General features: G+C 45.6%; 12 protein-coding genes and 1 tRNA gene. 12 read left to right on the top strand and 1 reads right to left on the bottom strand.

Translation table 11 applies throughout. From position 1 onward, the window contains the following. The first annotated feature begins 74 nt into the window (after positions 1-74). The 4 genes from G517_RS0101165 to dinG all read left to right on the top strand — a co-directional run bounded on the left by G517_RS0101165 (position 75) and on the right by dinG (position 6,114). Positions 75-1,586 (top strand): FMN-binding glutamate synthase family protein, encoded by a 1,512-nt coding sequence (locus tag G517_RS0101165; RefSeq protein WP_051205819.1) that lies wholly within the window; start codon positions 75-77, stop codon positions 1,584-1,586. Positions 1,587-1,786: 200 nt separating this feature from the next. Further along, positions 1,787-3,187 (top strand): ATP-dependent RNA helicase RhlB, encoded by a 1,401-nt coding sequence (gene rhlB, locus G517_RS0101160; RefSeq protein WP_245543158.1) that lies wholly within the window; start codon positions 1,787-1,789, stop codon positions 3,185-3,187. A 284-nt stretch (positions 3,188-3,471) separates the two neighbouring features. Continuing rightward, positions 3,472-3,726, top strand: a complete 255-nt coding sequence (locus G517_RS0101155) for a TIGR02647 family protein (protein ID WP_028302865.1) — start codon at positions 3,472-3,474, stop codon at positions 3,724-3,726. 240 nt (positions 3,727-3,966) lie between these two features. After that, positions 3,967-6,114, top strand: a complete 2,148-nt coding sequence (dinG, locus tag G517_RS0101150; RefSeq protein WP_028302864.1) for an ATP-dependent DNA helicase DinG — start codon at positions 3,967-3,969, stop codon at positions 6,112-6,114. 285 nt (positions 6,115-6,399) lie between these two features. Here dinG and G517_RS17285 read toward each other — a convergent pair whose 3' ends face one another. Continuing rightward, complete coding sequence (locus G517_RS17285; protein WP_084632004.1) at positions 6,400-7,230, bottom strand: endonuclease; 831 nt, start codon at positions 7,228-7,230, stop codon at positions 6,400-6,402. Between the two features lie 734 nt (positions 7,231-7,964). Here G517_RS17285 and G517_RS0101135 point away from each other — a divergent pair. The 8 genes from G517_RS0101135 to G517_RS0101100 all read left to right on the top strand — a co-directional run bounded on the left by G517_RS0101135 (position 7,965) and on the right by G517_RS0101100 (position 13,857). Then, complete coding sequence (locus G517_RS0101135; protein ID WP_028302863.1) at positions 7,965-8,750, top strand: putative hydro-lyase; 786 nt, start codon at positions 7,965-7,967, stop codon at positions 8,748-8,750. A gap of 12 nt (positions 8,751-8,762) precedes the next feature. Beyond that, positions 8,763-9,491: a 5-oxoprolinase subunit PxpA gene (locus G517_RS0101130; RefSeq protein WP_028302862.1), complete on the top strand. Its 729-nt coding sequence runs from the start codon at positions 8,763-8,765 to the stop codon at positions 9,489-9,491. A 7-nt stretch (positions 9,492-9,498) separates the two neighbouring features. After that, positions 9,499-10,245: a 5-oxoprolinase subunit PxpB gene (gene pxpB / locus G517_RS0101125; RefSeq protein ID WP_051205847.1), complete on the top strand. Its 747-nt coding sequence runs from the start codon at positions 9,499-9,501 to the stop codon at positions 10,243-10,245. Continuing rightward, complete coding sequence (locus G517_RS0101120) at positions 10,242-11,219, top strand: 5-oxoprolinase subunit C family protein (RefSeq protein WP_342662477.1); 978 nt, start codon at positions 10,242-10,244, stop codon at positions 11,217-11,219. The genes pxpB and G517_RS0101120 overlap by 4 nt, the downstream gene beginning before the upstream one ends. 96 nt (positions 11,220-11,315) lie before the next feature. Next, on the top strand, positions 11,316-12,152 hold the full coding sequence (locus G517_RS0101115) for a DUF4392 domain-containing protein (protein WP_028302859.1): 837 nt from the start codon (positions 11,316-11,318) through the stop codon (positions 12,150-12,152). A 29-nt stretch (positions 12,153-12,181) separates the two neighbouring features. Beyond that, a complete protein-coding gene (locus G517_RS0101110; protein WP_028302858.1) occupies positions 12,182-13,045 on the top strand; it encodes an aminotransferase class IV in 864 nt (287 codons plus the stop codon). A gap of 118 nt (positions 13,046-13,163) precedes the next feature. After that, a complete protein-coding gene (locus G517_RS0101105; RefSeq protein WP_051205816.1) occupies positions 13,164-13,700 on the top strand; it encodes a hypothetical protein in 537 nt (178 codons plus the stop codon). A gap of 81 nt (positions 13,701-13,781) precedes the next feature. After that, positions 13,782-13,857, top strand: a tRNA-Asn gene (locus G517_RS0101100). The last annotated feature ends 157 nt before the right edge of the window (positions 13,858-14,014 follow it).

Below are 14,014 nucleotides of genomic sequence, written 5' to 3'. Positions count from 1 at the left end.
AAACTCCCACTCTTAGAGCGGAGGCGAAGCTAAAAATAAGGTATAATCAGAAGATCAGGAATAAAGGAGTTCCCATGGATCAGTTCGCACTTTTGATTTTAGATATTGTGGTTGTCGGTTTAGGTCTATTGCTGTTAGCAGGGGCTATTACTGTAGGGATTATGTATTACGTTGATAAGCATCAGACTCAGCATACGATACGTCGTAATTTTCCTGTGTTGGGCCGCTTTCGTTATTTCTTTGAATATCTTGGTGAGTTTTTTCGCCAATACTTTTTTGCGATGGATCGAGAAGAATTACCGTTTAACCGTGCGCAGCGAAGCTGGGCCTATCGTGCGGCTAAAAATGTTGATAACACCGTTGCTTTTGGCTCCAGTCGAGATATTCATAAGCCGGGTGCTGTTATCTTTTTGAATACACCGTATCCCACATTAAAAGAGGATGCTGTAGAATCTCCGCCGTTAATTGTCGGCCCCTACGCTGATCAGCCATTTTATGCCAAGTCTATTATCAATATTTCCGGTATGAGCTATGGTGCTTTGTCTCGCCCTGCGGTGGAGGCCTTGTCTGCTGGCGCTAAAATGGCTGGTTGCTGGATGAATACAGGTGAGGGTGGACTGTCGCCTTATCACCTATCTGGTGGTTGCGATATTATCTCCCAAATTGGTACGGCAAAATATGGTGTTCGGGACGAACACGGACAGCTTAGCGATGAAAAGCTGAAAAAAATGGCTGCTATTGAACAAGTACGCATGTTTGAAATAAAGCTTAGCCAAGGTGCCAAGCCGGGCAAAGGAGGTATTTTACCCGGTGAAAAAGTAACCGCTGAAATTGCCAGTATTCGTGGGATTCCAACGGGAGAGGACTCTATTAGTCCTAACCGTCATCCTGATATTAACAGCCCTCAAGATCTATTGGATATGATAGATCGTGTCCGCCGTGTTACGGGTAAACCCGTTGGAATAAAGTTTGTACTTGGCAGTCACGCTTGGCTTGACGATCTTTTTACCGAGATTAATCATCGAGGTGAAGAAAGTGCTCCAGATTTTCTCACCATTGATGGCGCGGAAGGCGGGACGGGTGCAGCTCCTATGCCATTAATGGATAGTGTTGGCTTATCTCTGAAGGAAAGTTTGCCTTTAGTGATTGATATGCTAAAAGCGTTCCATCTGCGTGATCGTGTGCGAGTCATCGCTTCGGGTAAGCTAATTAACCCGACTGACGTGGCTTGGGCAATTGCCGTAGGCGCTGACTTTACAGTCACCGCTCGGGGCTTTATGTTTGCCTTAGGTTGTATTCAGGCGTTGCAGTGTAATAAAAATACGTGTCCTTCCGGTGTAACAACTCATGACCCCGATCTGCAGGAAGGGTTAAACCCGAAAGATAAATCGGTTCGAGTAGCCAGTTATCATCAGCATCTTATTTCAGAAGTGGGCGTTATTGCTCATTCCTGTGGTGCCCGTGAACCCCGTGAACTGCGCCGTCACCATGCTCATTTGGTAACAGCTTCCGGTTTGTCAGAAAACCTAGCGACGCTATACCCTGGGAACTATATCCCTTTGTGTAAAAGCACTGAAAACCATTGAAAAGACCATTAAGGGTTTCACTTGAACGTGCGACAGCATTTGATGTGTCATTCATTCTATACATTCTATAACCGGCGCTTGTTTGACGTTTTTTGCAGAAAAAACTGTGTTGAAGCTTAAAACCTGAGACAATGCGGCTAACGGCGAACAGATTAATGACAAGCCCTGATGCGTTCAGGGCTTCAGGAGTAGAAAAACCCGTGTCAAACCCATCAGAAACTCAGAATACATCAGAACAGATTAACGATAAGCAACGTAACGAAACAAACAGCAAACCATCCAATAGCGCCAAGCGCAGCCATAAGCGCCGTCGTCGACAGCCTTTTAAGAAACAAGGCTCCCGCGCGCAAGAGGCTCATACGCAAAAGACCCAGGCACAAGAAACGTGGGATCTATCTCAGTTTGTTGTACCGGAAGTTGAAGGTCAGAGTCGTTTTCATGATTTTGATTTACCACTGCCGTTAATGCGCTCGATCCAAGATTCCGGCTTTGAGTATTGTACGCCCATTCAATCTCAATCCATGGAACATACCCTGCTGGGTAAAGATCTTATCGGTAAAGCGCAAACGGGTACCGGAAAAACAGCCGCTTTCTTGATTAGCATCTTGAGCTACTTCCTTGAAGAAGAAGGCCCAGGACTACAGAAAAATGGCGCACCACGGGCGCTGATTATCGCGCCAACCCGTGAGCTGGTTATGCAGATCGCCAAAGATGCTCATCAGTTGAACAAGCATTGTGGTTTTAACGTGGTCGCGATTGTGGGCGGTATAGATTACCAAAGACAGCGTGATCAGTTAAAAGGCCAGATTGATATTATGGTGGCGACACCGGGTCGTTTGCTTGATTTTCACCAGAAGCGTGATTTAGACCTACGTGAAGTTGAGATTCTTGTTTTAGATGAAGCTGATCGTATGCTAAGCATGGGCTTTATTCCTGATGTGAAGCGTATTATTCGTGCAACACCGAAGAAAGAAGAGCGTCAGACTTTCCTGTTTAGCGCCACCTATCCGCAGGATGTTGAAAACCTTGCGGCGATGTGGACTTATGAGCCTGCACGTATTGAAATTGAGTCGGAAGAGCAGACCAACGTTAATGTAGAGCAACACGCCTATATCGTCGCAGATTCTGATAAAGAGAAACTGCTGATCAGTTTAATGCGCAAAGAAGGCTGGGATCGGGTTATCGTTTTTGCTAACCGCCGAGATCGTGTCCGCGTACTTTGCGATCAATTGAAGCGAGCGGGTATTCGTGTTGCGATGCTGTCCGGTGAAGTCGAGCAACGTAAACGGATCTCCACACTTGAGAATTTCCGCGATGGGTCAATCCAGGTTTTGGTTGCAACTGATGTGGCAGGACGTGGTATCCATATTGACGATGTTAGCCATGTGGTGAATTTTACACTGCCGGATGACCCAGAAGATTACGTACACCGCATCGGTCGTACCGGTCGTGCGGGTTCTCTGGGGGTTTCTATCAGCTTTATTGGCGAAGAAGATGCTTTTGTTCTACCGGATATTGAAGAATTTATCGGTAAGAAAATTGAAAGCCAACAACCTGATATAAGCTTAATTGATAACAACTTAGTTGATAACAAACAATAATATCCGTTAATGATGGTGATAATCGGAGCGGGTGTCTTCTAGATTTGACCTGCCTGATCCGAAAAATAAAAAACCGATGCGATTTCTCGTATCGGTTTTTTTATGTCTGTGCTTTCAGCATGTTAAGTGGCTATTTGAATCCACATCCAAGTAAAAATATAAGCAAGAATAGTGGTAACGCTCAGCAAAAAAACTTGATACAGTAACGGTAGTAGATATCCTGATATCAAAGAGGATGCTTGCTGTAAATGGGCATCGTTAGAACAATAAAAGAGGATCGCATTATGCGTATAACGGAAGAGCAGCATCAGGAAATAAACGTACTGATCCAATTTAACCTCAGCAGTATGCAAGAGGGTATCAAGGTTCATGGTGAAGCAGATTCAGATATTATTGCTGCAACGTGTCGTTTGTATGATAAGGGCTTAATTACACAGGAAGATGGAGGCTATTTAACCTCTTTAGGTCACACGGCAGCAGAGCATGCTCAAGCCCTTAAAACTATTTTGCTGACCTCAGAAAGAGCAGCGGCAGAATAGCAGCGATAGGTAGAACAGAGGTTATAGCGATAGAGTAGGTAGAATCGATAGAACGTAGCCCTTCATCGTCATACGGTGCAAATATATTGTTAAAAAAAGACATCACCTAAAGCCGGCTTTGTCCGGCTTTTTGTGTTTTATGACTAGCGCCTTGTGGTGTGTTCCATTTTTGTACCTTAACGGTGCTGTTACCCAACACAGGCTTCGGTTAAAATTGCAGACCGATAAAAAGAGGCTTGCATGTTAACCGACGCCATCAAATCTGAAATTCAGTCTGCTTATTCCACCTTCCTGAAAAATCGTAAGCTTAAAGCGCGACAGGGGCAGAGGCTTATGGTGGCTCAAATTGCCCGTACGTTGGGTAATATTCAAACGTCAAGCGATGGGGTTCGTACCAGCACCGCCCATGTCTGTGCTATTGAAGCGGGTACTGGTACCGGAAAAACCCTTGCCTATCTTGTTGCGGCTCTGCCCGTTGCGAAGGCGCGAGATAAGCGCATTGTGGTTTCTACCGCAACCGTTGCCCTGCAAGAACAGCTGATCTTTAAAGACCTACCTGATCTGCAAAAATACGCTGAAATATCCTTTAAATATGCGTTGGCTAAAGGCCGTAGTCGCTATCTTTGTCTAAGCCGTTTGGAGCAGTCGTTAGAAGAAGCCAGTGAACCTCAAGCAGCACAGGCGACCATGTCGTTGTTTGATGAGTTTCTGCAAAGCAATAAAAGCTCCAAAGAAGCGGTTGCTCTTTATCAGGAGATGGCTCAGCAGTACTTATCGGGTCGCTGGGAAGGTGATAGAGATAGCTGGAAGGATTCCCTTGAGGAGCCTGTTTGGCGGCGCATTACCACCGATCATAATCAGTGTACCAATCGTCGTTGCAGTAACTTTAGTAGCTGTGCTTTTTTTAAGGCGAGAAACGAGTTGGACGGCGCCGATATTATTGTTGCTAACCATGATCTTGTCTTAGCGGATTTATCACTAGGGGGCGGGGTTGTTTTGCCTGATCCTCAGGATACTATTTATATCTTCGATGAAGGTCATCATCTACCCGATAAGGCGATTGACCACTTTGCCGGTAGCTTCCGAGTCAATGCTTCCTTGCAATGGTTACGGTTACTGAAAAAATCACTCACCGATTTAAATACCGAGCTTGGACGAGATGAGCTTATTCTTCGACAGCTCAATCAGCTACCCGAAATCCTCAATACCTTAGAGATTGAGCTTGCGGAGTGTTATCGACAGCTGCATGAGATAACGCATTTTTCCCCAGAGAATATGGATAAAGATGTTCGCCCTGTTTATCGCTTTGAAAAGGGTATCGTACCGGATGCACTGACCCAAAGTGCTTTGAATCTTAAGATTAGCTTTGCCAGTTTATGTCAGAAGCTAGAGGTTATCGTTAAACAGCTTAAGGATGCCCTTGATCCCGAAGCCGCAAGCGCTCTGGGCAAAGAAGAAAGCGAACAATGGTTGCCCTTGGCTACCATGCTCCACGGGCGAGCCGTATCTGCTTGGGAATTATGGGGCATGTATGCTGCACCTCAAGTAGAAGGCGTTATGCCGATTGCCCGTTGGATTACTCTACAGAATCAGCAAGTGGATCTTGACCTAGAGGTGTCCTGCAGTCCGATTAGTGCAGCAGGTACTTTAGCGCGTAATTTATGGCAACCCTGTTTTGCGGCGGTGTTATCTTCCGCAACATTAACTGCCCTGGGGAGTTTTGATCGTATTCGAACCCGCGCCGGACTGCCTGAAGATGCGGCCTGTATGGTGGTGCCTAGCCCGTTTGATTTTCAAAATAATGGGGTTTTGGCGTTACCCGAAGAAGCTTGTGACCCGACACAAAGTGAATTGCATACTCTGCAAATTGTGACATTTGTTAAGGAAAAAATTAAAAAAGAGGAAGGCACCTTGGTACTGTTCTCATCCCGTCGACAGATGCGCGATGTGCTCGATAAGCTACCGGCTTCTCTACTTAATATTATTTTGGTTCAAGATGATTTAACAAAAATGGTGCTGTTAGAGCGCCACCGTGCACGGGTTGATGATGGCCAAGGCAGTATTATCTTTGGTTTGGCCAGTTTTGCCGAGGGTATTGACCTACCTGGAAAGTATCTATCCCATGTCGTGATTACTCGGATCCCATTTTCTGTGCCGGATGATCCTGTTGAAAAAACACTGTCTGAGTGGATTGAAGCCAAAGGCGGGAATCCCTTTTTACAGATTACGGTGCCGGATGCATCAATACGCTTGGTTCAAGCGGTTGGCCGACTTTTGCGCACAGAAAGTGATACCGGGACAGTATCGCTGTTAGATCGACGGGTGCAAACCAAACGTTATGGTAAACAGCTATTGAATAGCCTGCCGCCGTTTAAACGGCACTTTTAAACGGAATAAACCGAACGTCTAAACTGAGTTATATTTAATGTTAACGGTAGATTTTTCTGCCGTTGGCTGTTTTTGGATTGATTGCTAGGGAATTCCCTTGGGGTTTTTAGGGTTTGGGTCAGTATTATTGTAACGCTCTGCGCTCTATCATAGGCCGAACATGGAAGTGATGTGGGGTATGACTGGCAAGGATGCCAACCTCCTTTTTAGAGGTTTTCTTATAGCACCCTCTCCGTTTATTTTTTCCTGCCTAGTTGATTCTTTATTTAACTTTTCTCTGCTAAATTACTTGCATAGCGCTTCGCAAGGGACGCCATCGTTGTCTCGATCAAGACGGGTGTTGCCACAGGCTAGGGCCAGTTTAGCTTGTTTGCAGTTATTCATCTGACCGCAGGTACGTGGTAAGGCATCGCAGTTTAGGCTGCTGGTGGCTAGCGCTACCATTTTGGTTTTCTTCTGCGGTAATCTCACGCCCTGTAGTTTTTCAATCCGACGTTTACGTTCACGCTCCCAGTCTGATTCTGGATCTTGTCGATTCCACGCGTCCAATAATTGTTTCTGTTGTTGGCTGATTTGTAAGCCGTAGGTCTCTTGCATATAAAAGTAGATGCGTGCGATATCACCGCGTACCTGTTCTGCTGGCTCTGCCGTTTTTCCCTTGAAATCCACTTCAAAATCACAGCGGCCATAGGCTCGGGCTTCACCGGCTATCATGCCGTACTTGTAATTACTACGATCGCCATTTAATTCGCCAACAGCCGGTACTAGGTTCATCAAGTCTGCTTCCATTGCAGAGAACTTAGGATCATTGCGGGTACAGTTCTTTCGGCCCCCGTCCTTCCAGCATTGTAGTTGGTGGCCAAAGTGCCACGCAGGTACAGCGTGTTCCCACTCGATACGGGAGCCACGTTTCGCCTGTTTTCGAGGTTGGTAGCCGCAGCTTTCCCAGTCTGGCGACAGCTTTTTACCTTGGTATTTGTATTTGCAGCCACAGTAGAAGCTGGTTTCTTGGCCTTGATAGACCTTGATCGCATCTTTCTTTGCTGAGGAGAAGCTGGGGGCTGCATGGGCCGATAGCGTTAAAATAAACATTAGTATTAAGGAAAGAAATCTCATCACGTGCTCCGTTTGAGGAGATTCCTTTCTCGTCGTTTGCTTTTTCGTTGGGAGGGGGAGTCTAGCGAAGGAGGGGAGGCTTTCCAATACGGTGCGTTAACTTATTGATTTATATAAGTTGTTTCTTTTTTAGGTGATCTGTATTTTTGACGTTTTTTTATATGATTTTATTATATTTATCAATAAGTTAGATTTTTTAAGAAGGTGTTTTTACTATGGGGTTAGCTTTTCTGAGAGTGAATTATTTTTTCTAATAAAATCAGTCTATTAGATAAAGAGCTATTTTTTATACAGATTTTTATAGCGATTTTTTTATAGCGATAATCCGATAATGAGTCGCTAGGCTGGTGCTTGATAGGGCTGTTTTTTTGACTGCCTTTGAGTGACAAGCTAAATCGATGACCATTTTATTTTCTAGTAATGTTGTTATTTTAGGTTTTTTTTACCGTGATTTATTTTTAATCTTATTTTATATGCTGTTAAATTGATTTATTTTAGTCTGTTTTTCTGTCTTTAATCTGATAAATTTTTAACCCCTGTAACATCAAGTGTCTGGATGGGATAAATCGCTTCCATTTTGGTTTTCAGGCGAGCAGTGTTTGCCTTGTTATCAGGGATTCCTGCAATAGTGGTATTCTGATTTAAGCTTGAATCGATTCAGCTTACCATTGACTCAACCTATAATAATGTTAAATCCGGCGATGTACCGGATGCTGCTCACCAGAGGGATTTCTATGAAAGAGATGACACCATACGACGTTCGTCAACAGATTCGCAGTGGTGCCTTTTCCGGCAACACATCAGGGTTGGCGCAAGGGTTTGTGCAAGGCAATTTAGCGATTATGCCGAAAGAGTGGGCGAATGAGTTCTTACAGTTTTGCCAGCTCAACCCTAAGCCTTGCCCTATTGTAGGCATGTCGAGTCAGCCTGGTGATTTCATGTTGCCTGACCTTGGCCAAGATATTGATATTCGCACGGATATTCCAAAATATCGTATTTATGAAGCTGGTGTGTTAACTCAGGAAGTGGCGGATATAACCCCCTTTTGGCAAGATGACTTGGTGACTTTTCTTCTCGGCTGCTCGTTCTCTTTTGAAGAAGCGTTATTAGCGGACGGTCTTGAGGTTCGTAATATTACAGAAGGCGTTAACGTGCCGATGTATCGTACGAATATTGACTGCCGTCCTGCGGGTCGCTTCAGTGGTACAACGGTGGTTAGTATGCGTCCGATGAAGCCTGCGGATGCCATTCGCGCTATCCAAATTTGTACCCGATTCCCCTCGGTTCATGGTGCACCGCTACATTTTGGTGATCCCGCTCAAATCGGCATTTGTGATATCAATCAGCCAGATTTTGGTGATGCAGTCACGATTAACGAAGGTGAAGTGCCTGTTTTTTGGGCCTGCGGTGTAACGCCTCAAGTGGCTATTGAACAGGCCAAGCCACCACTTTGTATTACCCATAGCCCCGGTCATATGCTGATTACTGACCTACCAAACAGCCGCCTTGCGGTGCTTTAAGAGGGTCTTGTTATGAAGCTGAATTGTGATTTAGGTGAAAGCTTTGGTGCATGGAAAATGGGGTTAGATGATGCCGTAATGCCCCATATCGATCAGGCTAATATTGCCTGTGGTTTTCATGCCGGTGATCCGCTTGTGCTACAGAATACATTGGCGTTGGCAAAAGAACATAGCGTCACCATTGGTGCTCACCCAGGGTATCCCGATCAAGTGGGTTTTGGTCGACGCTCTATAAAAGCATCACCCGCAGAGCTTAAAGCCATGGTGCAGTATCAGATTGCAGCAATTGATGGCATGGCGATGACGCAAGGTTTAACACTGAGCTACGTGAAACCCCATGGCGCGATGTATAACGATATGATGGCTGATGAAGCGGTTCGCTCGGTTATTATGACGGCTATTGCTGAGTACCATCGCCCTCTTGTGCTGATGCTACAAAGTACCCCTCAAGCAGAAGCGCATCTTGAAGAAGCTAAAGCGGCGGGTTTAACGCTTTGGTTTGAACTTTTTGCTGACCGCTGTTATGACGACGACGGTAAGCTATTGGCCCGTAGTAAAGCCGGTGCGGTACATAATAAAGAGAAGATGTTAGCGCAAGTTAAACAGTTAAAAGAAACCGGAACGGTAACAACCGTTGGCGGTAACACTTTAACGCTACGAGCCGATACCTTGTGTGTTCACGGTGACAATATGGATGGTGTTAATGCTATTCAGGATATTCGTCAACTGATTCAGTCATGAGGTGGTTATGGTAGATGCTAACGGCTTACAGCCTGTCGCTCCTCTTGATATTCAGATCGCCGGAGAGAATGCGCTCATTATCTATTTTGGGGATAAAACCAGCCCAGATATTTCTGATCGAGTTCAGCAAGCGGTTGCCGTATTACAAGATCAGATGGGCGAACATATTATCGATCTTGTGCCGTCCTATGCCTCTCTTTTGGTGATCTATAACCTTTATCTTACCGATCATCTTGCGGTGCAGCACCGGATCAAAACGCTTCTGACTCACTTGACCTCTTCTTCAATACTTGAAGATGCGTCAACACTTGAAAGTAAGGTTGTGGCGTTACCTGCTTGGTATAGCGAAGAGTCAGGGCCTGACCTAGCAGCCTTAGCTGAAGGTGCTGGCTTAAGTATTGATGAGGTAATTCAGCTACACAGTGCGATGGAGTATCGGGTCTATGCGATCGGTTTTGCTCCAGGTTTTGCTTATTTGGGCGAGGTTGATGCACGTATCGCAGCACCTCGATTGTCAACGCCGCGTCAGAAAGTTCCCCGTGGTGCTATCGCCATTGCTGATCGCCAAACCGCTGTTTACCCTGCAGTTTCTCCCGGTGGATGGAATTTGATTGGCCTTTGCCCTACACGTATGTTTAACCCTGACGCTGATCCGACGATGCCGGTTCAGGTAGGGGATAGAGTACGTTTTGAACCCATTAGCCGTGATGCATTTCTTGAGCTAGGCGGTGAAATACCGGAGGGCATACTGTGAGCCAACAGCCGTTATCAGAAACACTGAGCTTTTCAGAAACAATGGGCTTTAAGGTTGTTCAGCCCGGTTTATTAACCCTAGTTCAGGATGCTGGACGTTTTGGGCATCACCGTATCGGCCTAACAACGGGTGGGCCCCTTGATGGTCAGGCGTTTAAGTGGGCGAATCGCTTACTAGGCAATGATAACAACGCCAGCGTATTAGAAGTGAGCGTCGGTGGCTTAGTGCTGCTGGCTCAGGTCGATACTTGGGTTGTGCTGACAGGGGCTGAAATGCCCTTTAAGATTGCGGGCAAGGAATGTGATCGTTGGCACGCGCATCCGATTAAGGCCGGTGATCAACTTGAGGTTGGCTTTACTACTCAAGGGGCTAGGGCTTATTTAGCGGTTGCAGGGGGCTTTCAGGTTGAGCACCGCTTTTCCAGTGCGTCAACGGTTACTCGGGAGAATATTGGCGGTTTGTCAGGAGAAAAACTCAAGCAAGGCGATCATCTTAAATGTCATGGGGTGAAGCCTGCTCAAACCCTACGTTTGCCTGAGAATTACCGGCCTGATTACTCTGATCAGATCACGCTACGGGTCATTACGGGCTATCAACATGATGCCTTTAGTGATTACCAGAAACGCCTCTTCTTTAGCAGTGAATATAAAGTTTCCAGTCGAGCGGATCGTATGGGCTACCGCCTAGAAGGGCCTGAGATAAAGCCTTCAATTGACGGCATTTTGTCGGAAGGTATCTGCCATGGGGCTATTCAAGTACCTGCAGATGGGCAGCCGATTGTGCTGTTGAATGACCGGCAAACGATAGGGGGCTATCCTAAAATTGGTTCTATGATTTCGTTAGATACCGCCCGTATCGCACAGATGATGCCGGGGGCACGGGTGTCTTTTGAAGAGATCACTATTGATGATGCTCATAATCTGCACTGTCTTGCTCATGCTCACTTTGAGCGAATTAAACCTGAGTCGGTCTAGCTGTTTAGCCTCTTAGCTATTTAGCCCTTTAACTGTTTAGCTCTTGTGCTTATTAACCCTTGAGCTTAAGCCAACGGATTTCAAAAGCGTATCATAATGAATAATGAAGCAGAACTTTCCAAGCAGATCGAAGATATCCTTGTTGCCCGTAACTTAAGAGGGATGAAGACGATTCAACCTGCTTTGGCATCCGGTTATTACCTACGCGCAGCCCGTATTCTGAATAAGTGCAAAGGGCATGTGTTAATTGGCACAGGGTTTCCGGTGGTTGATACCTTTGAAACTGATGGCCCTGTGGGCGCTATTGCACTCTATCAAACGCTAGAGAAATTGGGCGCAACGCCCGTTTTAGTCTGTGGGCCGCCGGTATCTCAAGCATTAATGGAAAACTTTCGTGTCCATGAGATTCGTGTTGGGGAGCACCAGGAGCGTACATTAGAGGCCTTTAAGGCGCTGTATCATTATAACCCTGATGCGATTATCTCTATCGAACGGCCCGGTCAGGCAGAAGATGGTGGCTACTACAATATGCGAGGTGAAAGTATCTCGGCGCGCACGGCTTGCTTCGATACTTTTATCAAGAATGCCAAATGCCCCACTATTGGTATTGGCGATGGTGGTAATGAGATCGGTATGGGCAATATTGCCGATGTGCTTAAAGATTTGGATATTACCGCCTCAGTGACCTGTGTGGATGAGTTGCTTATTGCCGATGTGTCTAACTGGGGAGCCTATGGTTTAATCGCTTTCCTAAGTTTATGGCATGAGCAAGACCTGCTTGGTGATATTAATCCCCTTGAGATTCTTCAGTACCTATCAAAGCTTGGTAGCGTTGATGGTGTCACCCGAAATAATGAGCTTACCGAAGATGGCCTTCCTGCTGATGAAGGTAAACATGTTATCGCCCAGCTACGTGCTGCGATAGGTTATTAGCAACATCCCTAATAAAAGGAAATGAAACAATGAGCATTGCGTACCTGAACGGTGTTTATCAACCTTTGGCAGAAGCCCGAATTTCACCTTTGGATCGTGGCTTTCTCTTTGGTGATGGTATTTATGAAGTTATTCCTTACTATGCAGGTCGATCCGTCGGTTTAACGCCCCATATTGAGCGCATGATTAATGGTCTGGCGGCTATTGAGATAGCGTGTAAATTAAGTGTCTCTGAATGGGTTGAGCTACTCGATGATCTGGTTGCCCGTAACAGCGACCAAGGTAAAAATATTGGTGTTTACGTTCATGTTTCTCGGGGTACTGATGTTAAGCGTTACCATGCTTATCCCGACAATGTAGAACCCACTATTTTTGCCTTTGCTTTCCCGATTAAAGAGCCAGAGCCTGTTGATCGTGCCCAAGCCAAGCCTCTAAGTTTGGTTAGTACGGAGGATCTGCGCTGGCAGCGTTGTCATATCAAATCGACCGCATTGCTTGGTAATGTGATGCACTATCAGCAAGGTTATGCGGCAGGTTGCGATGAAGCATTACTCTTTAATGCTAAAGGTGAGTTAACAGAGGGCAGCTCTAGTAACGCCTTTATTGTAAAAGACGGTAAAGTTATTACACCTATTCAGGACAATCAGATTCTACCGGGGATTACCCGTCGTATTATTTTGGATAGCCTGCGAGCGGATGGCTCTATAGAGGTTGAAGAGCGTATTGTAACCATGGATGAGGTACTTAACGCCGATGAGCTTTGGGTGACCAGTTCTTCTAAAGAGATCGCGCCTGTAACACAGCTGGATGGTAAGCCTGTGGGTTCAGGTGAGATTGGTGATGTTTGGGAAAAAGCCTTTAAAATCTACTCAGAACGTAAGTTCGATTTTTAGGCGTTAAGCCTACTCGGTATACATTAAATCGTTATTTTCAAACCAGCATCTTTAAACCGCCATCTTCTACTCTGTAGCAGTGGCGGTTTTTTTCTGCTGACAGACTTGAGAGAATATTATGACGTCTGATCCACGCCATACCACCACCGGTCACTCGGTGAGTCACTCTGATCTTGAGAAACGATTGCTAGAGAGAGAGGCTGCACGCTTGTTTATGCGTCGTTATGAGCAAGACTTTGGTGAGCCGATGCGGCATATCTGGCATAACGAACCTTCTAAACCCGATATCTCTTGTTATTTTCAGAGCAAACCTTTGGATCTTGAGATTGCACATCTTTATGCAACATCAGAGGAAGCCAAACATGTGCATGACCGAGATAATACGGACGTACTTTGGCACTATCTTGCTGAGTTGGTTACGGTCGATCCCTGTGATCGATTAAAAGCAGCATTACTACGTTTACTGCATAGCAAAGCTCAGAAGCATTATGACTCTGCGCGAGTTTGGCTTGTGATCCGCAATGTCAGCCCGCTTTGGGCGCGCTCTGATTTATTAAACATTGCCATGGAATTTGATGAGACCGAGCATCCCTTTGAACAGATTTGGCTGTTACCCGATTTTGAGGGCGAGCAACCTTTGATTCAGATTGCCTGAAAAGATACCGAAATAAAATTTAAGATAAGTGCTTGTAATTTATAAAGATACCGCTATAATGCCTCCCATCTCTTAGAGAGATCCCTGATAGCTCAGTTGGTAGAGCAGTAGACTGTTAATCTATTGGTCGCAGGTTCGAGTCCTGCTCGGGGAGCCAAATTATAAAAAACCGCATTCTTCGGAATGCGGTTTTTTTTTTGCCTTGAATTTCATTCACTCTTTTTGATATTACCCTTTTAGCTCTGCCTTCGGTCTATGTCTGTCTTTCCTTGTTATTCTTTGAGTTTAAAACGCACCTCTGCTCCATGAAGTCT

The sequence above is a fragment of the Oceanospirillum maris DSM 6286 genome (genome assembly GCF_000422865.1).
Taxonomy (GTDB): domain Bacteria; phylum Pseudomonadota; class Gammaproteobacteria; order Pseudomonadales; family Halomonadaceae; genus Oceanospirillum; species Oceanospirillum maris.
The sequence above is the reverse complement of the archived record's forward strand: the minus strand, read 5'-3'. Positions and strand labels throughout refer to the sequence as shown.

Bases quoted from the DNA above. Each gene is read 5' to 3' on its own strand.
- dinG (WP_028302864.1), top strand. From the start codon at position 3,967: ATGTTAACCGACGCCATCAAATCTGAAATTCAGTCTGCTTATTCCACC.
- G517_RS0101110 (WP_028302858.1), top strand. From the start codon at position 12,182: ATGAGCATTGCGTACCTGAACGGTGTTTATCAACCTTTGGCAGAAGCC.
- G517_RS0101165 (WP_051205819.1), top strand. From the start codon at position 75: ATGGATCAGTTCGCACTTTTGATTTTAGATATTGTGGTTGTCGGTTTA.
- G517_RS0101135 (WP_028302863.1), top strand. From the start codon at position 7,965: ATGAAAGAGATGACACCATACGACGTTCGTCAACAGATTCGCAGTGGT.
- G517_RS17285 (WP_084632004.1), bottom strand. From the start codon at position 7,230: ATGAGATTTCTTTCCTTAATACTAATGTTTATTTTAACGCTATCGGCC.
- G517_RS0101130 (WP_028302862.1), top strand. From the start codon at position 8,763: ATGAAGCTGAATTGTGATTTAGGTGAAAGCTTTGGTGCATGGAAAATG.
- G517_RS0101115 (WP_028302859.1), top strand. From the start codon at position 11,316: ATGAATAATGAAGCAGAACTTTCCAAGCAGATCGAAGATATCCTTGTT.
- G517_RS0101155 (WP_028302865.1), top strand. From the start codon at position 3,472: ATGCGTATAACGGAAGAGCAGCATCAGGAAATAAACGTACTGATCCAA.
- pxpB (WP_051205847.1), top strand. From the start codon at position 9,499: ATGGTAGATGCTAACGGCTTACAGCCTGTCGCTCCTCTTGATATTCAG.
- G517_RS0101105 (WP_051205816.1), top strand. From the start codon at position 13,164: ATGACGTCTGATCCACGCCATACCACCACCGGTCACTCGGTGAGTCAC.